This window comes from Haloferax sp. SDI50, from assembly GCF_059802635.1.
The window spans coordinates 226026-244988 of the sequence record NZ_JBPULL010000001.1; the positions used below are offsets into that span (position 1 = coordinate 226026).

Genomic DNA, 18963 nt, shown 5'->3' on the forward strand with positions numbered 1-18963 from the left:
AAGTGCTGCCCACAATGAGCCATAAACACCTACCGAATGTTTAGAGAAATGGACTAGATAAGGAGAATATTATCGATATTACCCGATAATACACCTCGTTATGAGGTGGACATACGTCCAAAAGTGTTCGGGGCGTATGAATCTGGTGGTGAGGGCCGCCCTGACTGGGGCGGTCCGTCAGCGAACGCTTCCCCATCTCGTCGGCGTGTTCGACCGCGAGCGGGGTTAGTTGCGGCGAGCGGGGGGAGTCACGGCGGGCGGGGGGAGTGCGGCGAGCGGGCGTCAGGCGAGCGGGCAGACGACCACGTCGTCGACGCGGATGCCGCCCTCGGCGGCGACCGAGTCGGCGGAGACGATATCGGTCGCGTCGACCGCGAGGTCACCGACATCGACCGTGGTCGCGCCGGGCGCGAAGTTGAGCGCACAGAGGTACGAGCCGTCGTCGTGGTCGCGAACGAAGGCGATGGCGCGGTCGGTGTCGGCCTCGTAGTCGATGCGGCGGAACGTCCCGCCGTCCCGGAGTGCGGGCGTCTCGTCGCGGACCTCGATGAGTCGCTCGTAATGCTCGCGGATGTCGTCGCGGGCGTGGTCCCACGCGAGGGCGTCGCGGCGGCCGCGCTGGCCGATTTCCTGGCCGCCGTAGACCATCGGCACGCCGGGGAGCGTAAACAGCGCGCCCGCGGCGGCCAGCGCCTCGTCCTCGCCGCACTCGACGATGTAGCGCGTCTCGTCGTGGTTTTCGAGGTAGAGCATGAACGCCGCGTGGTCGGGGAAGCCGACCTGCGTTCGCTGTTCGACGGCGTCGAGGATTCGTTCTGCGGGCTCGTCGCCGCGGCCGACCTGCCGAAGCGTGAAGTACAGCGTCGTGTCGAAGTGCATGTCGAACATGCCCTCGTGGAAGTCGGCGATGTAGGGGATGGTCTCGTCGAGAAGCAGGAACTCGGGGTCCTTCGCCTTCACGCGGTCCCGAATCTCCTGCCAGAACGTGTCGGGGACGGCCCACGCCATGTCGCAGCGAAAGCCGTCGACCACCTCGGCCCACATGTCCACCGCGTCGAGCAGGTAGCGCCGGACTTCGAGGTTCCGGTGGTCGAAGTTGGCGATGTACTCCCAGTCGAAGTACGTTCCCGGCTCGCCGTCTTCGCGCCACTCGTACCAGTCGTAGTACTCGGAGTCGGGGTTCTTGTAGGCGTCCTCGAAGAAGGGGTGGTCCCGCGCGGAGTGGTTGAGCACGAGGTCGAAAAGCACCTTCATGCCGCGGTCGTGGGCGGCCTCGACGAACCGCTCGTAGTCCTCGCGGGTGCCGAGGTCCTCCGCGATGGAGTAGAAGTCCACGATGTTGTAGCCGTGGGGCGCGTGGTCGTTCTGGAGGACGGGCGTGAGCCACAGGCAGTCGATGCCGAGCGATTCGAGGTAGTCGAGGCGTTTTTCGAGCGCCTCGAAGGTGTTGTCGGCGTCCTCGTCGTCCGAGGCGTAGCCGCGGACGTAAATCTCGTAGAGCGTCACCTCCCGAGACCACTGCGGCGGGTCGTTAGGGCGGGAGACTGACGCGCTCCCCGCGCCGGAGCCGTCGGCGTGGCTCGTCACGTCGGTCCGTACCGGGTCGGTCTCCGCCTCGGCGAACCCGCCGTCGGCGACGGCCTCGCGCTCGACGGTCACCGTGTCGGGGACGCTGTACGTCTCGTCGAGGGCGACCGCGTGGACGCGGAGTCGGTCGCCGACCGCCGAAAGCGGGACGCGGAGCTCCCAGCCGTCGGTCTCGACGGCCGCGTCGTCCACGTCGTCGCGGTCGTCGACGACGAACTCGACCACGAGGTCGTCGCGGTCGGTGTCGCTGTCGGGGTTCGGTTGCGGGTCGGCGCGGACGACGACCACGCCGTCCTCGACGGTCGCGTCGAGCCTGATGCGCGGACGACCTCCCCGTCCCCGGTCGGCGTCGCCGATGGCGCTCCCGGAGCCGGACGCGCCGCCGCTGAATCCCGTCGGGCGCGCTGAGCCGCTCTGTCCGCTGTACCCGCTCATTCCGCTCATCCCGCTCGCGCCGCTTCTGGCGGAGCCGGCGGGCAGGTAGGAGCCGGGGAAGACGCGGACGGTGAGCGTGTACGTCACGTCGGGCGCGTCGAGTTCGACCACGTACCGGCCGGCCGCGTCGGGCGTGAACTGCACGACTGCCGTGTCTTCGTCGAGTTCGAGACTACTGGCGACCGGCGCGCTCCGAACCCGCCACGAGTAGTCGGCGTCGGGGTCCGGGTCGCGAGGCGCGAGTTGTACTGACTCGCCGACAGCCATGAACTGCGGCGGTCCTGGGTGTTGCATACTCACAATCAACGTGCCGGGTGACTTTGAGTTTACCCCTGGTGGGACCGGCGTTCCGGTGAGAGACGGGTTCTACCGAGTCGCCTCGGCGTCTCCCGAATTCGTCGGTTCACAGGCATAACAGATGGCAAACGGGCGGCCAATACTTATGGTTCGGGACCCTCGTCTACCTCTATGCGACTTCGGACCGCGTTAAACGAATACAAACGCGACCGGGGCGGGCGCTTCCCAGAGGAGTGTCGGACCTCGGACGGCGCGTTTTCGGGTCACGGGGACCGACTCGTCTACGTCGGACTCGACGGCTCTCTCCGGGATTATTCCGCTCCGCTTTCGGGTCTCTACGGTATCGACCGCTCTCGGTTCGGCATCGAGACGAACGGCGAGACGCACTGGTTCGACGAGTTGGAGTCCGTGCGGCAGCACTACTACCGGGAGACGAGCCTCGTCGAGACCGAGTACGACGCCGGGGAGTACACCGTCCACCAGTACGACCTGACGCTCGGTCGCGCCCACGTGACGCACGTCGAACTCCGCGGTGCGATTCCCACCGACGCCCACCTGACCGCCTTCCTCACCTTCGCCCCCGAGGGGCGAGAGACGCGGGTCGGCCGGCTCATCCACGAGGCCGGCGGCCCGAACGACACCCAAGCGGTCGAGGTGTTCCACCGAAACGAACACGACTACGTCACCGCGTCGACCGGCCTCACCGACGTTCGCGGCCAGATTCCCGAGCGATTCGACGAGATTCTCTCCGACGACACCTTCGACTTCCCGCGGGAGGCCGTCCTCGACCGCTACGAGGACACCCATCTCTCGGGCGACGTGGTCGTCAGCGCCCCGCTCGAACAGGAGGGCCGCGCCGCGCGGACCACCCTCGTCACCCAGCTTTCGGACCACAACGAGATGGCGCGGACCGACGCCCTCGCCGACCTCCGACACTGTTCGGTCCAGCACGCCACCGCCGACGCGCTCCGCGATGCCGCCCGCGAGCAGGCCGAGGTGTTCGTCCCCGACGGGACGCCGCGCGAGCGAATCGTCCGCGCCGACCTCCGAGCGCTGTCGCTTCTGACCGCCCCCAGCGGCGCGCGCATCGCCGGACCCGAGTTCGACCCGTTCTACGCCCACTCCGGCGGCTACGGCTACACCTGGTTCCGCGACGACGCCGAGGTCACGCAGGCGCTCGCGCACGCCGACGACGCCTTCGGTCTCGACCTCGGTGACCGCCTCGCCACGAGCGCCGAGTTCTACTGTCAAACCCAACTCGAAGACGGTACGTGGCCCCACCGGGTCTGGGCCGTCGACGGGAGCGTCGCCCCCGGCTGGGCACACGGCCGCGTCGAGGGCACCGGCGACGAGGAGTACCAGGCCGACCAGACCGCGAGCGTCGTCGCCGCGCTCGCGTCGCTCCTCGCCGAGCGCCGCGACGAACTCGACGACGAACTCGTCGGGCGGCTCCGCTCGACCGTCGCGGCGGGCGTCTCCGGCCTCGACAGCAGCCTCGAATCCGACGGACTCCCGAAACCCTGTCAGAACGCGTGGGAGAACATGAGCGGCCGGTTCACGCACACGGCCGCGACGTTCCTTCAGGCGTACGCCACGGTCGCCACCGCGCCCGTGAACGACGACCTCCGGGAGCACGCCGCCGAGCAGGCGACCGCGGTGTACGAAGGACTCGACGAACTCTGGTCCGAGGAGCGCGAGGTCTACGCCCTCCGAATCGACCGAAACGGCGAACTCGACGACCGCCTCGATTCGGCCACGTTCGCCCTCGTCGACGCCGTCGACGCCTACGCGGACATCGAGGAGGTCGAATCGAAGACTGCGAACCGGCTCGTCAAACACATGGCCGCGACGCTGAAGGGGCTCTACCGGAACCCCCGCGGCGACGTGGCCGGGTTGGTCCGATTCGAAGACGACTACTGGCGCGCCGACGGGCAGGACGGCGAGAAAGTGTGGTCCGTCTCGACCGCGTGGGGCGCGAACGCCGCCGCGAAGTTCGGCGTCCTCTGTGACCGCCTCGGCAAGGACGGCCGCCGCTTCGTCGAGCGCGCGACGAACCTCTACGAACTGCTCCAGCCCGACGGCCCCTTCACGACCGACGCGGGCTACCTCGCGGAACAGGTGTTCGACGACGGGCGCTTCGACAGCGCGACGCCGCTGGGGTGGCCCCACGCAATCCGCATGGAGACGACCGCCATCCTCGCAGATATCGACGCGCTGCCGGCCCCGAAGCCCGCGCCGACCGGCCCGGAGAACCGGCCGCGGTGGACGACCGGCGAGAAATACGGCATCGGCACCGTCGCGGACCACTACGCCGAGGACCCCTCGCGCGTCTGGTTCACCCTGACCGAGGGCGCGCTGACCGAGGTCCGCTTCCCGCGGGTCGACCTGATGAACCTCCGGACGCTCGACTTCCTCGTCGTCGACGCCGACCCGGACGACGAGTACACGGCGCGGACCCACAACGAGACCCGCCGCGACGACCACGCGGACACGGTCGAGCGCCGGGCCGAAATCATCGACGACGACGCGCTCGTCTTCCGCCACGTCGTCACCGAGACGGGCGACGGCCGCGGCCACGAGTGGGAACTCACCGTCGAGTACGTCCTCGACCCCGAACACGACGCGATGCTCGCGGACGTGCAGTTCGAGTCCATCGACGGCGACGAGTACGAACTGTACACCATCGCCGACACGGCGCTGGCGAACACCGGGACGAAAGACCGCGGCATCCGCCTCGGCCAGCTCGGGAGCTACCACCTCGTCGCCCGCGACGCGGGCGCGTTCGACGCCGGCGACGGCCACGAACCGCTCCTCATCGACCAGGACGGCAGGGAGTACAGCGTCGCAATCGCGCTCACCGCCGCCGGGCGATTCGAGTGGGCGACCGTCGGCGTCGCCGGCTCGCGGTACCTCGCGGACTTCTTCTCGAAGGGCGAACTCCCGAGCGCCCAAGAGCGCATCGACGACGAGAACGTCGTCCTCGTCGGGCGCATCGGCACGGGCGACGAACTCGGTGAGACGCTGGCGCTCGGCTTCGCTGAACACGCCGACACCGCCGCCGCGCTGGGCGAGGCGGCCGGCGCGCTCACCCGCGGCTACGAGACGGCGCGGGCGGCGTACGTCGACTCGTGGGCCGACTTCCTCGCCGACAAGGAACTCCCCGGCTCCGTCGCCGGCGACGACGACCTCGCCGCGCAGTACAAGACCGCGCTCATGAGCCTGCGGGCGGTCGAGGACAAGACCTACCTCGGCGCGGGGCTCGCCTCGCCGTCGGTGCCGTGGGGCGAGGCCGTCCCCGCCGAGGAGGCGAAGGGCTACGGCTACAACTTCGTCTGGTCGCGCGACCTCTATCAGGTCTTCACCGTCTTCGAGGCCGTCGGCGACGTGGAGACGGCCATCGACGCGCTGGAGTACATCTACACCTACCAGCAGGACGACCGCGGCTTCATCCCGCAGAACACCTACCTCAACGGGCGGACCCGCTGGGGCGGCGAGCAGATGGACAACATCTCGTTCCCGCAGGTGATGGCGTACATGCTCCACGAGCGCGGCGTCACCTTCGACGACGTGGCCTACGGCTACGAGAACGTCAAGTACTCCGCGGACTACGTCGCGCGGAACGGGCCGCCGACCGCACAGGAGCGCTGGGAGGAGGAGGCCGGCTACTCGCCGTCGTCCATCGCGGCCGAAATCGCCGGTCTCGGCTGCGCGGCGGCCATCGCGCTCGACGAGGGCCACACCGAGGACGCGCTCGTCTGGCTGGCGCTGGCCGACGACTGGGCCGAGCGCGTCGACGACTGGACCGCCACGCGGACCGGCACCGACCGCAACACGCACACGCCGTACTACGTCCGCATCACCCGCGACGGCGAACCCGACGCCGGACACCTGCGGACGCTGGCGAACAACGGGCCGACGCTCGACGAGCGCGAAATCATCGACGCCGGCTTCCTCGAACTCACCCGCCTCGGCATCAAGCCCGCCGACGACGAGATAATCCGCAACTCGCTGAAAGAGGTCGACGAGACCATCCGCGTCGACACGCCGCACGGTCCGGCGTTCTACCGGTACAACGGCGACGGCTACGGCGAGCGCGAACGCGACGAAGAGGGCGCGCCGTGGTCCGTCGACGCCAAGGGGAAAGGCCGGCTGTGGCCCATCTTCACCGGCGAACGCGGCGAGTACGAACTGCTCGCGGGAACCGAAGACGGCGACCTCGCACCGGACAACCTACTGCGGACGATGGCCGCCTTCGCCAACTCCGGCCGGATGCTCGCAGAGCAGGTCTGGGACCGCGAACACGCGACCGACTTCAACTGGGAGTTCGGTGAGGGCACCGGCAGCGCGACGCCGCTGGCGTGGTCGATGGCCCAGTACGTCCGCCTCGCCCACGGCGTCGACGCGGGCGAACCCGTCGAGACGCCCGCGTTCCTCCGCGAGCGGTACGTCGAGTCCGACCGCCCGACCGGGCCCTCGCTCCGCGTGAGCACGCGCTTCAAGGGCGACAAGCTCGTCGTCTCGGGGCAGACCGACGCTCCCGTCGCCGCGGTGAAGACGCCCGGCGAGACCCGACTCGTCGAGCCCGAAGACGGGGCGTTCGAGGTCGAAGTCGCCATCGAGTACGGCGAAAACCAAGTGACCGTCGCCGCCGCGACCCACGAGGACCTGACGAAAGCCGGCACGACCGTCTCGCGCTTCACGCTCTGAGGCGGCGCGACCGGCCGACTGCCGTTCCCGTCACCGTCCCCGACCCCGACCTCGCGGGCGGCGCTTCGACGACTTCTTTCGACCCGTTCCGCCAGCACCGCTTTTGCGTCTCCGGCCTAACGGTCGGGTATGCCGGTCTACCAGCGTCGAACCCGTATCGCCGCCCCGCTCGAACGCGTCTGGGAGTTCCACTCCGACGTGTCCGGACTGGAGGCGCTCACCCCGGCGTGGATGCGCCTCGACATCGAGTCGGTCCGCGGCCCCGACGGCGACGACGACCCCGACGAACTCGTCGCCGGGACGGAAATCGAGATGTCGATGCGACCGTTCGGGGTCGGTCCCCGCCAGCGATGGACCTCGCGCATCCTCGACCGCGAGGCCGGGGAGACGACGGCGTGGTTCCGCGACGATATGGTCGGCGGCCCCTTCTCGCGATGGGTCCACACCCACCGGTTCGTCGCCGACGGCGACGAGACGATAGTCGAAGACCGCGTGGAGTACGAACTGCCGTTCGGTCCCCTCGGTGACCTCGCGGGCGTCTTCGGCGGCGTCGGCTTCGAGGGGATGTTCCGCGCGCGACACGCCGAGACGAAGCGACTGCTCGAAGAACAGTAACCGGTAGCGCGGGAGTCGAATCGAATCGAGCCGGAGCGTCGACGGCTCAGTCGTCGCTGAGCGAGAACCGCGGTTCGACCTCGGAGCGGACGCCGCCGATATCGAACTCGAAGCGCGCGCCGCCGAGGTCGGCCTCCGGGGCGGTCACCTCGATATCCCAGCCGTGGGCCTCGATGATGCTCTCGACGATTGAGAGCCCGAAGCCCGTGCCGGAGTCGGACGTGGTGTGACCGTGTTCGAAGACGGTGTCGCGCTCGTCGGCCGGGATGCCGGGACCGTTGTCGGCGACGTAGAAGCCGGTCTCGGTGGGACCGACGCGGACGGTCAGCTCGTCGGTCGCGTCCGTCGGCGGCGACTCGGCGGACGCCGTCTCGTCGGCGGGCGCGTCGTCATCGGAGTCACAGCAGGAGCCGCCGTGCTCGACCGCGTTCCGAAACAGGTTCTCGAACGCCTGTTGGAACCGGCCTTGGTCGGCCTGCGTGGTCCCGAGTCCGTCCTCGACGACGAGCACCGCGTCGTCGCCGGTGTCGACCGCCTTCCACGCCCGCTCAGCGACGTTCTCGATGGCGACAGAGCGCGTCTCACCGACTTTGCGGCCCTGTCTGGCCAGCGTGAGCACGTCGTTGAGGAGCGTGTCCATTCGGGTGACGCCGTCGAGCGCGCGGTCGAGGTAGGTCACGTCGTCTTCCTCGCGGGCGAGTTCGACGAACCCCTTGGCGACGTTGAGGGGGTTCCGCAGGTCGTGAGAGACGACCGACGCGAACTCTTCGAGGCGGTCGTTCTGCCGCTGAAGTTCGCGCTCGCGTCGCTGGCGGGCCAGCGTGTGCGTGACGTTGTTGCCGACAGAGCGCAGGAGGTCGACTTCGGTGTCAGTCCACGAGCGACTCGTCTCGACCACGTCGAAGACGACGAAGCCGACGAGCGCCCATTTCGACACCATCGGCACGGCGACGAAGCCGCCGGTCCCGGCGTCGGTGAGCACGCGCTTCGTGTCCGACGCCTCGGGCGGAAGGTCCGAGACGCGATGGAGGCGGACGTTCTCGAAGCGGTGGAGTCGTTCGAGCAGCCAGCGGGCGTCTTCGAGGGCGACGCGCTCGGGGTGCTCGCGTCGGCCGCCGCCGCGCCAGTCGTGCATCCGGGCGGCGACGGTCGTCTCGTCGTCGTAGAGATAGACCGAACAGCGGTCGAGGTCGGCCACCTCGCCGACCGACTGGAGCGTCCACTCGATTTTCGTGCCGATTTCGTCGGTCTCGGCGCTCATCAGCGACGTGGAGGTGTCCAACACGGCGTCTTTCAGGCGCGTCTCGTAGCGCAGTCGGTTCCGGCGGCGGCGGCGCTCGGTCACGTCCTGCAACGTCCCGATGACGGCGGGTTCGTCGTCTTCGGTGGGACGGAGCGCGAGGTGGCCCTCACAGAGGAGGTCGTCGTCGTGCGGGTACGCAGGGCCGGGCGACAGCACCGTCTCGAAGCGCTCCGTGTCGGGGGCGTTCGGGGAGACGACCCGCTCGAAGGCGGACAGAATCTCGTCGGCGGCCTCCGCGGCGAGGTCAGCGAACTCGCGGCCGATAATCGCCTCGCGGTCGTAGCCGGTGAGTTCGCAGAAGACGCCGTCGGCGGAGGTAAAGCGCCCCGCCGAGTCGAGCGAGTAGACGCCGCTGTCGAGCACCTCGATGGCAGTGCCGTACCGCTCGGAGGCCGCCTTCGCGCGGTACTGCGAGACGGCGTTGACGACCCGGTTGGCGAGCACCGTGTACTGGTCGGTGCCGGTGTCTTTCTGCATGTAGTCGGTCGCGCCGACGCGGAAGGCGTCGCGAGCGACCTCCTCGGAGCCTTTGCCGGTAAAGAGGATGAAAGGGAGGTCGGGGTGTTCCGAACGGACCGCGCGGAGGAACTCCAGCCCGTCGATGTCGGGCATATCGTAGTCCGACACGACGCAGTCGACCCGTTCCTGTCGGAGTCGTTCGAGGGCATCCGCCCCCGAGTTCGACGTCGAGACCGACAGGTCCACGTCGCCCGCCTCGCGTTCGAGGTAAATCGACACGAGGTCCGTCAGACTGGGCTCGTCATCGACGTGGAGAACGCGTACGTCTGCCCCCGGCCCGTCGTCCATACGATGTAGCGACCGCTCACCGTAATGAGCGTTGTGACGCGGTTATCAGGGCCGATAACGGATTCGGAGCGGGAGACGAATCGACGCGTCTTCGGACGAGTGTCCGGGTTCGGAACCGCCCGCATCGGCCGGGACAGGTCAGGACGCGCTGACGTAGATGCCGCCGAGGACGACCGCCCCGCCGAGGACGGTCGGGAGCGTGGGAATCTCACCGAGGAGAAAGAGGGCGAGAATCGTGCTGCCGACGGGTTCACCGAGGAGGGAGACGGAGACGACGCTCGATTCGAGGTGGGCGAGCGCCCAGTTGATGACGGTGTGACCGAAGACGCCCGGGCCGACGGCCATCCCGAGAAACAGGAGCCACTCGCGGGGCGGATAGCCCGTCAGCGGGTCGCCGCGGCCGACCGCGACGACGAGGAGCGCGGCGGCACAGACCGAGTAGACGACGACCACGTAGGGGACGAGGGAAACCCTGCTGCGGACGCTCCGGCCGGTGAGGACGTAGGCGGCCGCCGTCACGGCACCCACGACCGCCAGTCCGTTTCCGAGGAGTGGCCGCGGCGCGCCGCCGGCGGTGAGGAAGTCGGAGACGGACATGAGCGCCATGCCCGCGAGCGCGACGCCGATGCCGATTGCGGTGCGGCGGCTCACGCGCTCGTCGAGGACGGCCCACGCGCCGACGGCGACGAAAAGCGGTTGGGACTGCACGAGCGTGACGCTCGCGGCGACCGTCGTGTGGTTGAGGCTCTCGAACCACGACGCGAAGTGGGCCGCGAGCGCGACGCCCGCACCCCCGGCCGCCAGCAGGTCCCGCCCCGAGATGGTCGCCAGCGCGTCGCGGTGGCGGACGAGCGCGACCGGCGCGAGCAGCGCCACGGTGAACAGGACCCGATAGAACGCCTTTATCAGGCTCGGCGCGGCGCTCCAGCGGACGAGGATAGCGCTCGTGCTCACCGCGAGGACGGCGATGCCGAGGCCCGCGAGCGGCGAGATGGGGGCGTCGGAGTCGGGCGTTGACACACCTCCACGTCGCGGGGGGTCCGCTTACCGTTTGTGGGTCTCGGCGGGTCGCGGATTCGAGGCGGCGAATCTGCTCACCTACTCCGTTCGGGCCCGAATCAGCGCCTTCGGGTTGGCAAAGGAGACGACGGAGTCGCCGTCAAACTCCACGTCGAACAGTTCTTTCGCCTCCTCGGGCGCTTCGCGGAACCGACGTTCGAGTTCGTCTCGGTCGGCGGGCGAGACGTTCGTCCGCTCGGTCCACGGGTCGAACTGGAGGCGTATCGCCGCGGTCTCGACCGTCTCGACCGACAGGCCCGCGGCCGCGAACCACTCGCGCCACCGCGAAACCGGGTGGAGTTCGACGTGAGTCGGGTCGCGGAGGACCTCGACGCCGTTGAGGAACGCGGCGAGGGCGGCGTCCTCGGGCGCGACGTTGTCCTCGAAGGCGAAGACGCCGCCCGGTTCGAGGACGCGCGCGACCTCGGCGACGAACGCCTCGGGGTCGGGGAAGTGATGCGCGGCGATACGGCAGGCGGCCGCGTCGAAGACATCGTCCGCGAAGGGAAGGCGCTCGGCGTCGGCGACGACGCCCGCGACGGGGTACTCGCGAACCGCGGTGGCGACCATCTCGGGGGCGGCGTCGGCCGCGACGACCGAGGAGACGCCGGCATCGGCTATCGCGCCCGCGGTGTGGCCGGCCCCGGTCGCCACGTCGAGCGCGCGGGTCGCGCCGCGGCACCACGACGCGAGCGTCTCGCGGTCCGCGCCGAGGCGGTGGACCTCGCTGTCGAAGTACGACTCGGCGGCGCTCCCGAACTGGGCGGCGGTTCGGCGTTTCTCGTCGCTCATGACGCGGGATTCGCGCAGGTCGGTGAAAAAGGGGCGCGAGGAGACAGGTCGGGACGCGGGCGAACTCTCTCCGTCTCGTCGGCGCACGGAGCGCGGAGTGGTCAGCGTGCGGGGCGACGCTACGCCGCGTCGGGGCCGGCGTCGCCGTCCGCGTAGTCAGGGCGCTCGGCGTACGGAATCGGGTCGCGCTCGCCGAGGTTCTGGAACGCCTGTAAGCGGAACGCACAGGAGTCGCAGGTGCCGCAGGCCGGTTCCTCGGCGCGGTAGCAGGACCACGTGTGTTCGAAGGGGACGCCGAGTTCGAGGCCCCGGCGGGCGATGTCGGTCTTCGAGTCGTGGACGAACGGGACTTCGAGCGAGATGGTCGTGTCGGGTTTCGTGCCGACGTCGACCATGGCCTCGAAGGCGTCGAAGAACTCGGGCCGGCAGTCGGGGTAGCCCGAGTAGTCCTCGGAGTGCGCGCCGACGAAGACGGCGTCGCAGTCGTTCGCCTCGGCGTACGAGACGGCCATCGACAGGAGGTTGGCGTTTCGGAAGGGGACGTACGAGGTCGGAATCTCGTCGGCGTCCATGTCGGCGTCGGCGACGATCATCGAGTCGTCGGTGAGCGACGACGCGCCGATTTGCTTCAGGTGGCTCGTCTCGATGTGGAGGAAATCCTGCGCGTCGAGTTCGGCGGCGAGCGCACGGGCGCAGTCGTACTCCTTCGACTCGGTTTTCTGGCCGTACGAGGTGTGAAGCGCGTAGAGTTCGTAGCCGCGTTCCTTGGCCTCGTAGGCGGTCGTCGCGCTGTCCATGCCGCCGGAGAGGAGGATGACGGCGCGCTTTTCGTCGGACGTGGTGTCGGTATCGGAGGTCATCGTTATCGTGGAATATTCGTGGTGCGTTCGAGGCTCGTTTAGCGGGTGTTCGGAGGGTGTTCGACGGCCGTTCGAGGGGATTCAGGTCTCGGGCGCGTCGTTCCAGAGGTCGACGTGGAGTCGCGGCGTGTAGCGGTAGCCGAACGACGCCGCGAGGTCTGCGACCTCGGTCCGGGTGCGGGCGAGTTGCTCGCGGGTCTGTCCCTCGGGCATGAGCAACACGTCGCTGTCGCGGATTTCGCGGGCGGCGACGCCGCGCACGTCGTCGACGAGCGACTCGATTTCGTCGAGGTCGTCGCGGCCGGTGACGACGAACTTCAGTTGGAACTCCGCCGCGTCTTCGACCAGCGAGGCGAGCGCGTCGAGGTCGATGCGGGCGTTCTCGTGTCGCTCGGTCCAGACGCCGGGGTCGACGTCGTCCGGGGCGTTGTCGGGCGTCGGCGTCGACGACGCGAGTTTGGGGCTGATACTGGCGAGGTCGACCGGCGCGTCGGTTTCGAGCGTCCCGTTCGTCTCGACGGTCAAGTGGTAGTCGTCAGCGAGCGCCGACAGGAGCGCGTCGGTCTCGTCGTGGACGAGCGGTTCGCCGCCGGTGACGACGACGTGCTCGGGGGACAGCGACTCGACCTCGGCGACGATTTCGTCGAGGCTCAGCCACGCGTGAGTCGGCTCCCACGAGGTGTGAAAGGAGTCGCAGAACCAACAGCGGAGGTTACAGCCGCTGGTGCGGACGAACGTGCTCGGGACGCCGGCGAGTTTGCCCTCGCCCTGAAGCGACGCGAACAGCTCGTTTATCGGGAGGCGGTCGCCCTCGGCGTCGGTATCGTCGCGGGCGACGGTGTCGGAGACGGGCATCAGAAGCCGGCGCAGAGCTCCGACGTTTCGCTGACCGAGACCGAGACCTCGGAGACGGTGTCGGGGAGCGCCGCCAGCAGTTTCTCTTCGAGCACGACGGCCATCACCTCGGCCGTCGGCGGCGCGTCGAGGACGACCGTTCCGTCGGCGTCGCCGGAGCGCTCGAACGCCTCGACCAGCGGGTCGCCCGATTCGACGAGAAAGCGGTGGTCCCACTCGTCGATGACGTCGGTCACGACGCCCTTGTCGACGACCCAGCCCTCGTCGGTCAGGCCGCCGACGACGCGGACCGAAATCTCGTAGTTGTGCCCGTGCGGGCGGCTACACTTGCCGTCGTGGTGGAGGAGACGATGGCCGGCGCTGATGCGAATCGGCCGGTCGCGTCCGATGTGGAGGACGCGTTCGCCTGCTCGGGACAGCGGGGTCTCGTCGTCGGCGTCCGCCGACTGTGCGCGTTCTAGTGTTCCCCGAGGCATACCTGGGGATTATTACGAGAGTATTTAATTCTCCTGTCTCGGCTCCGTCGGTCGAATAACCGATGTCGTTCTGGACCGCTCCAAGAGACAACGCGGTGCGAGCGGCGGCCGGACGCTACGGTTGGTCGGCGATTGCCTCGCGCCACTGGTCGGGAACGCGGGTCGGGCGGCCCTCGTCGTCCATCGCGACCTGAACCGTCTCGCCGGTGGCGACGACCTCGCCCTCGTAGGAGAGCGTGTAGTAGATGGGGAAACTCTTTCCGCCGGGCTCGCCGGCCTCGACTTCCACCTCGACGGTGCCGACGCCCTCGATTGGCGCGCGGTAGTCGAGTTCGAGGTGCGCGACGACGATGTGCGGGTCGGAAAGCGGGGTGTCCAACACCTCCTCGAAGAAGCGCACGCGGGCCTGTTCGCAGTAGGTCGCGTAGACCGCGTTGTTCACATGGCCGAACGAGTCGTGGTCGCGGAACCGGACTTCCACCTCGGCGACGAAGCTCATTGCGGTGCGCGACACGGGCGAGGAGTATAGCACCGACGGTTTGCCTCCGGTGAAGCCGGTGCGATAAGCCGACGACGCGGGAACGAACGACGGGCGAAAGACGGGGTCGCGGACGACTCAGTTCGCCGTGCGCGCCGACTGGTCGGCGGGGGGCGTCTGTCGGCCGTGCAGTGCGACGGCCTTCCAGACGTTCGAGCGCGAGCCGGCGCGGACCATCTCGACGGGCACGCGAGCGCCTTCAGGGAGCGACGCGAGCGTGTCGCGGATGCGCTCGGACTCGTAGGCCACAAGGTGGCGCGTTTCGTTCGTCTCGTGCAGTTCGACCGTCATCGTCTCGTGGTCGTTCATCTCGACGCGGACGTTCACCAACACCGGCGCGGACGCGAGGGTCACCATCACACTCACTTACGAATCCGCCCGTCATAAGCCGTTATAATACTGATATCTTCGGGTATGGATTCTACATAGATAGCGGGAGAGCCGCGAGCGGGAGGGGTGGGCGAGGTGACTGAACGAGGGGCCGGTCCGAAGGGTACGCCCATGTCGCGTCGGCCCGAACAACCGACCGATGAGCGACCGCGAGCCTCGGGCTCGAACCGAGTGCGACCCGGCTGACTCGGCTGTCACGGTTCGTGTCCGCGACACCGACGGCGACCGCGTCACCGACCTCGAAGTCGAACGCGGGACCGTGCTCCGCGACGCATTACTCGACGCGGGTATTTCACCGTACGCGCGGCTCACGAAGCGAGTGAACTGCGGCGGGCGCGGCCTCTGTGCGACGTGCGGCGTCCGGGTTCGCTCGGGCGAGCAGACGCCCGACCACTGGCACGACGACCTCGCGGCGCGGTTCGGCTACCCGCGGCTCTCGTGTCAGCTTCGCGTCGACGGGCCGCTGACTGTCGAACTGGTCGAAAAGATGGTGTGGGGCGGTCGGGAGTAGCCGTGTGAACCGGCCGGTACGAGAGAAGACGGTCCGCTCTCCCCGATTTGAACCCAGTCAGACGACGCGTTCACTTCGTTCATGCGCTGCGACTGACCTGCTCAAACCGGCTCGACCGGATGTTACAAGCAAAATCCGCTCTCCCCGATTTGAACGGGGGACAAGCCGATCTACAGTCGGCTGCTCTGCCAGGCTGAGCTAAGAGCGGTCAAGAGAATCTCAATCCACGGGTAGACTTAAGAATTCTCATTCCGGGCGGCGAAGCGCCCGACGACGGGTGATTACTCGTCGGTCGTCGCTGACTCAGCCCCGTTCGCAGACGCCGACTCAGCACCGTCCGACTCGTCGTCTTCGGTGTCAGTGTCGGCGTCGGTGTCACCGCCGTCCGACTCGGTGTCGAGGTCGTCTGCGCTCGTCTCCCGGACGCGGATACCCTTCCCGGCGAGGTGTTGCATCTGGCGCTGGGCGAAGTCCTCCTCGCTGGTGCCGCGAGTGGCGAGCACGTAGACGAGCGCGCTCCCCGTCGGGCGCATGGTTCGGCCGGCGCGCTGGGAACCCTGCCGGCGAGACCCGCCGAGGCCGGAGGCGACGATTGCGAGTCCGGCGTTCGGTAGGTCGATGCCCTCGTCGCCGATGCGGGAGATGACGAGCGTGTCGAGGTCGCCGTCGCGGAACGCCTCGAAGTACGCCTCGCGGCGGTGGTGGCGGGTCTCGCCGCTGACGAACGGCACGTCGAGCGCCTCGGCAATCGCCTCGCCCTGGTCGAGATAGTCGACGAAGACGAGCGCCTTCGAGTCGGCGTGGCGGGCGCGGAGCCGACGAATCTCGAATATCTTCCCGGGGTTCATCGCGGCGAGCATATGTCGCTCGCGGCCGTCGCTGGAGGCCCATTCGTTTCTGGCCATGTCGTCGCCCCAGCCCACGTAGCGAATCTCGACTTCGGGCTCTTGGACGTAGCCGGCGTCGAAGAGCTTCCCCCAGTCGGTGCCGATGGGCGGGCCGATGAGCGTGAAAATCTCGGCTTCCTTGTCGTCCTCGCGGATGGGCGTCGCCGACAGTCCGAGGCGGTGTTTGGACTGGAGGTCGGCGCTCCGCTGGAAGACGCGACTCGGGATGTGGTGGGCCTCGTCGTAGATGATGAGCCCCCAACGCCGCGAGTCGAAAAGCGAGCGATGGCGGTCCATCCCGGCCGTCTGGTAGGTGGCGATTGTGACCGGGCGAATCTCTTTCGCGCCGCCGTGATACTCACCGATTTGGTCGTCGTCGAGGTCCGTCGTCGAGCGGAGTTCCTCGCGCCACTGGCGGGCGAGTTCGCGGCTCGGCACGAGAATCAGCGTCTCGCCACCGACCGCGGCGAGCGCGCCGATGCCGGCGATGGTCTTCCCCGCGCCGGGCGGCCCGACGAGGACGCCGGCGCGCTGGTCGACGAATCGGTCGACCCAGTCTCGCTGGTAGTCGCGGAGGTCGACGCCGAGCGTGACGTCGAGTTCCTCGCCCTCTTCGAGGTCGCGGTCGTCCTCGACGGGGTAGCCCGCGTCGTAGAGGATGCGCTTTATGGCCGCGATTTCCTCGTCTCTGACCCACGCCTCGGTGTCCGAGATGGGGGCGTAGACGTGGTCGTCGTCGAGTTTCTGGAGCGCGACGTTGCCCATGAGGCTCTCGGTGGCGGCTTCGAGGACGGTGTACCCCTCCTCGTGAGAGTAGAGGCGGAACTGGTGGGCGCGCTTCCACTGGTCTTCGACCCACGCTTCGAGGTGCGGCGACCGCTCAGGGAGGACCGACCGAAGCATCGAGAGGAGCGAGTCGACGTCGTCGAAGGGTGCCTGCCACACGTCTTCCTGCCGGATGCGGTAGAGGTAACCGCGGCCGCGCCCCTCGCGGTCGCCGGTGGTGTCCGCGAGGTGCGCAAACTGCGAGAGTCGCGCTCGGGTGTACTGGGTCGGGTTGTCGACGACGATTTCGCGGCGCTTCGGAAAGAGGACGACCCGCTCGCGCGAGGCGAGGTCGCCCCACTCGGTCGGATACCAGACGACCGGGTCGGTCTCGACGTTCACCCGCTGGACTCGCCCCGCACCGGCGAGCGCGTCGAGTCCGTCCATCGCGTCCGCCTGCGAGACGCCGAGGCGGCGAGCGACCTGCTGGGCGGTCACCACGGGCCGGCCCTCGGATTCGAGCGCCTCGTAGAACGCTGCGAGCGAGACGCCGTCGTCAGTTTCGCTCGGTTGGTCCGCGTCGACGGTGGACGCGTCGGGCACGTCGGATACCTCGGTTACGTCGGCCAATCGGTCGAGTACGTCTCGGGACGCGCCGGCCCCGTCGATGTCGCCGTCTCCGTCGGGAGGACTTTGGTCCTCGTCCTCGGCAGTCATCGAAGCCGAATACGGTCGCGACGGGGAAACGGCTTGCGACACCGGGGCCCGTGACGCGAGCGAGGGAACTCGCTGCACGCGAGGGTTCAGGGGGAGCGGAGGCGGAAGGAACGAAGAGAGCGAGGAGAGAGGAGAGAGCGAGAAGACAGAAGCGACTCGGCTTCGTCGAAGCGGTCCCCCGTTGAAACACGTTATCGGAACGGAGGCGATACTATCGGGATGTGCTCGACCGCGCGGGAGCCATCCGGTCGAACACGGCCCGAAAGTCGCCGTCGACGGTGAGGAACTCGGGGAACTCTTCGAGCGTCCGGACGCCGTCGAGATAGACGTACTCGACCGGCTCGGGGGGAATCTCCTCGAAGACCTGAACCGGTCCCCGTTCAGCGAGACCGACGAACGGCCGTCCCTCCGGGTCGGTCTGCGGCGTCAGTTCGTGTTCGAGGTAGAGCTTCGCCATCGCGAGCGCGCTCGCGAGCGGGACCTGACCGGGAGTCAACTGCCACGTGACCTCTCGGTCTTCGTAGTGGACGGTGGTCACGTAGCCGTCGTCGAACCGGAAGCAATCGACTCGCTCCCCCGGGCGCGACCACCGCGTCTCCGTCGAACGGGAGCGTTCGAGAGACCACGCTCCGTCGTCGTCGCGATTAAACACGACCTCGCCGAGGCGCACCCACAAGCGACTGAGCGCACGCATACGTTACCGATTCGTCCCCCTGGGTAATTGCATTGACGCCACGGGAACGACACAGTCCGCCAGGGGAGAACGTTTCGAGGCTCGTTCCGGGAGGCTACGCACGGATGCACGAGAGTCGCATGCACACCACGTTTCCGGTGAACGAGTGAGAACTAAGTCCGGTCCAAGACCGGTGTAGACGTCGGTGTCGGCGGGTGACGGCTCGGCCGGGTCCGGTCGGTCGTCGTCGACGACTCACCACATCGTGTTCGCGACACCCCACACCTCGCTTCCGGTGAATCCCGAGACCGGGTGAGACGGGCAGAGACACCACGTTTCCGGTGAATGAGGGGAAGATAGAGAACCGGAAACCCGGTCACAGAGCCGGGATACCACGAGCCGTAAGGACGGGAACGACAGACGGTCGCCCACCGGCCAGCTCTCCGTCGCCAGCTTCGTCCGGCTCGGCGGAGAACGTAGCAACGCTGACAGACACCGTGTTTCCGGTGAAATACCATGCAGGGCAGGCGAGTCCCGCGGGGGTCGGAGAGCGGTCGAACAGCCGATGAGTCACGAGAGCGAAGTCACGCGCACACCACGTTTCCGGTGAACCGAACCACGCGCCTGGCAGCGGAAAACGCATGGAAACACGGGTGTGCGCGTTCGTATCTTTCCCCTCATTTTCGGGG

The 18963-nt window shown here is 68.2% G+C and carries 14 protein-coding genes and 1 tRNA gene; 3 read left to right on the forward strand and 12 right to left on the reverse strand.

What is annotated here, in order from left to right:
* Nucleotides 1-282: 282 nt before the first annotated feature.
* Nucleotides 283-2316, reverse strand: coding sequence for an alpha-amylase MalA (malA, locus tag ACSR87_RS01150; protein WP_498529217.1), 2034 nt, complete (start codon nucleotides 2314-2316; stop codon nucleotides 283-285).
* A 174-nt stretch (nucleotides 2317-2490) separates the two neighbouring features.
* On the opposite strand from malA, the gene ACSR87_RS01155 reads away from it, so the two are divergent.
* Both ACSR87_RS01155 and ACSR87_RS01160 read left to right on the forward strand, forming a co-directional pair.
* Nucleotides 2491-7026 (forward strand): DUF7997 domain-containing protein, encoded by a 4536-nt coding sequence (locus ACSR87_RS01155; protein WP_498529218.1) that lies wholly within the window; start codon nucleotides 2491-2493, stop codon nucleotides 7024-7026.
* Between the two features lie 129 nt (nucleotides 7027-7155).
* Nucleotides 7156-7641: an SRPBCC family protein gene (locus ACSR87_RS01160; protein WP_004041602.1), complete on the forward strand. Its 486-nt coding sequence runs from the start codon at nucleotides 7156-7158 to the stop codon at nucleotides 7639-7641.
* Nucleotides 7642-7687: 46 nt separating this feature from the next.
* Here ACSR87_RS01160 and ACSR87_RS01165 read toward each other — a convergent pair whose 3' ends face one another.
* The 8 genes from ACSR87_RS01165 to ACSR87_RS01200 all read right to left on the reverse strand — a co-directional run bounded on the left by ACSR87_RS01165 (nucleotide 7688) and on the right by ACSR87_RS01200 (nucleotide 14688).
* Entirely contained in the window at nucleotides 7688-9751 is a 2064-nt protein-coding gene (locus tag ACSR87_RS01165) for a response regulator (protein ID WP_498529219.1), read from the reverse strand.
* 138 nt (nucleotides 9752-9889) lie between these two features.
* A complete protein-coding gene (locus tag ACSR87_RS01170; protein WP_498529220.1) occupies nucleotides 9890-10771 on the reverse strand; it encodes a DMT family transporter in 882 nt (293 codons plus the stop codon).
* A 78-nt stretch (nucleotides 10772-10849) separates the two neighbouring features.
* Nucleotides 10850-11602: a class I SAM-dependent methyltransferase gene (locus tag ACSR87_RS01175; protein WP_405001405.1), complete on the reverse strand. Its 753-nt coding sequence runs from the start codon at nucleotides 11600-11602 to the stop codon at nucleotides 10850-10852.
* Nucleotides 11603-11721: 119 nt separating this feature from the next.
* Nucleotides 11722-12462: a 7-cyano-7-deazaguanine synthase QueC gene (gene queC / locus ACSR87_RS01180; RefSeq protein WP_498529221.1), complete on the reverse strand. Its 741-nt coding sequence runs from the start codon at nucleotides 12460-12462 to the stop codon at nucleotides 11722-11724.
* Between the two features lie 81 nt (nucleotides 12463-12543).
* Nucleotides 12544-13317 (reverse strand): 7-carboxy-7-deazaguanine synthase QueE, encoded by a 774-nt coding sequence (locus ACSR87_RS01185; RefSeq protein ID WP_498529222.1) that lies wholly within the window; start codon nucleotides 13315-13317, stop codon nucleotides 12544-12546.
* Nucleotides 13317-13793 carry a 6-pyruvoyl trahydropterin synthase family protein gene (locus ACSR87_RS01190; protein ID WP_405310476.1) on the reverse strand — a complete coding sequence of 159 codons (477 nt, stop codon included), beginning with the start codon at nucleotides 13791-13793 and terminating at the stop codon, nucleotides 13317-13319. Before ACSR87_RS01190 ends, ACSR87_RS01185 begins: the two co-directional genes overlap by 1 nt.
* Before the next feature lie 115 nt (nucleotides 13794-13908).
* Nucleotides 13909-14292, reverse strand: a complete 384-nt coding sequence (locus ACSR87_RS01195; RefSeq protein ID WP_004063118.1) for an acyl-CoA thioesterase — start codon at nucleotides 14290-14292, stop codon at nucleotides 13909-13911.
* A 117-nt stretch (nucleotides 14293-14409) separates the two neighbouring features.
* Nucleotides 14410-14688: a DUF7999 family protein gene (locus ACSR87_RS01200; RefSeq protein WP_008574599.1), complete on the reverse strand. Its 279-nt coding sequence runs from the start codon at nucleotides 14686-14688 to the stop codon at nucleotides 14410-14412.
* A gap of 172 nt (nucleotides 14689-14860) precedes the next feature.
* Between ACSR87_RS01200 and ACSR87_RS01205 the strand changes: the two genes are divergently transcribed.
* Complete coding sequence (locus tag ACSR87_RS01205; protein WP_498529223.1) at nucleotides 14861-15232, forward strand: 2Fe-2S iron-sulfur cluster-binding protein; 372 nt, start codon at nucleotides 14861-14863, stop codon at nucleotides 15230-15232.
* Nucleotides 15233-15366: 134 nt separating this feature from the next.
* Here the strand turns inward: ACSR87_RS01205 and ACSR87_RS01210 are convergent.
* The 3 genes from ACSR87_RS01210 to ACSR87_RS01220 form a co-directional block, all read right to left on the reverse strand.
* A tRNA-Tyr gene (locus tag ACSR87_RS01210) sits at nucleotides 15367-15440 on the reverse strand.
* Nucleotides 15441-15513: 73 nt separating this feature from the next.
* Nucleotides 15514-17601, reverse strand: coding sequence for a DEAD/DEAH box helicase (locus ACSR87_RS01215; RefSeq protein ID WP_498529224.1), 2088 nt, complete (start codon nucleotides 17599-17601; stop codon nucleotides 15514-15516).
* A 211-nt stretch (nucleotides 17602-17812) separates the two neighbouring features.
* Nucleotides 17813-18295: a hypothetical protein gene (locus ACSR87_RS01220; RefSeq protein WP_498529225.1), complete on the reverse strand. Its 483-nt coding sequence runs from the start codon at nucleotides 18293-18295 to the stop codon at nucleotides 17813-17815.
* Nucleotides 18296-18963: the final 668 nt, after the last annotated feature.

Bases quoted from the DNA above. Each gene is read 5' to 3' on its own strand.
- malA (WP_498529217.1), bottom strand. From the start codon at position 2,316: ATGCAACACCCAGGACCGCCGCAGTTCATGGCTGTCGGCGAGTCAGTA.
- ACSR87_RS01155 (WP_498529218.1), top strand. From the start codon at position 2,491: ATGCGACTTCGGACCGCGTTAAACGAATACAAACGCGACCGGGGCGGG.
- ACSR87_RS01160 (WP_004041602.1), top strand. From the start codon at position 7,156: ATGCCGGTCTACCAGCGTCGAACCCGTATCGCCGCCCCGCTCGAACGC.
- ACSR87_RS01165 (WP_498529219.1), bottom strand. From the start codon at position 9,751: ATGGACGACGGGCCGGGGGCAGACGTACGCGTTCTCCACGTCGATGAC.
- ACSR87_RS01175 (WP_405001405.1), bottom strand. From the start codon at position 11,602: ATGAGCGACGAGAAACGCCGAACCGCCGCCCAGTTCGGGAGCGCCGCC.
- queC (WP_498529221.1), bottom strand. From the start codon at position 12,462: ATGACCTCCGATACCGACACCACGTCCGACGAAAAGCGCGCCGTCATC.
- ACSR87_RS01185 (WP_498529222.1), bottom strand. From the start codon at position 13,317: ATGCCCGTCTCCGACACCGTCGCCCGCGACGATACCGACGCCGAGGGC.
- ACSR87_RS01190 (WP_405310476.1), bottom strand. From the start codon at position 13,793: ATGCCTCGGGGAACACTAGAACGCGCACAGTCGGCGGACGCCGACGAC.
- ACSR87_RS01195 (WP_004063118.1), bottom strand. From the start codon at position 14,292: ATGAGCTTCGTCGCCGAGGTGGAAGTCCGGTTCCGCGACCACGACTCG.
- ACSR87_RS01200 (WP_008574599.1), bottom strand. From the start codon at position 14,688: ATGGTGACCCTCGCGTCCGCGCCGGTGTTGGTGAACGTCCGCGTCGAG.
- ACSR87_RS01205 (WP_498529223.1), top strand. From the start codon at position 14,861: ATGAGCGACCGCGAGCCTCGGGCTCGAACCGAGTGCGACCCGGCTGAC.
- ACSR87_RS01215 (WP_498529224.1), bottom strand. From the start codon at position 17,601: ATGACTGCCGAGGACGAGGACCAAAGTCCTCCCGACGGAGACGGCGAC.
- ACSR87_RS01220 (WP_498529225.1), bottom strand. From the start codon at position 18,295: ATGCGTGCGCTCAGTCGCTTGTGGGTGCGCCTCGGCGAGGTCGTGTTT.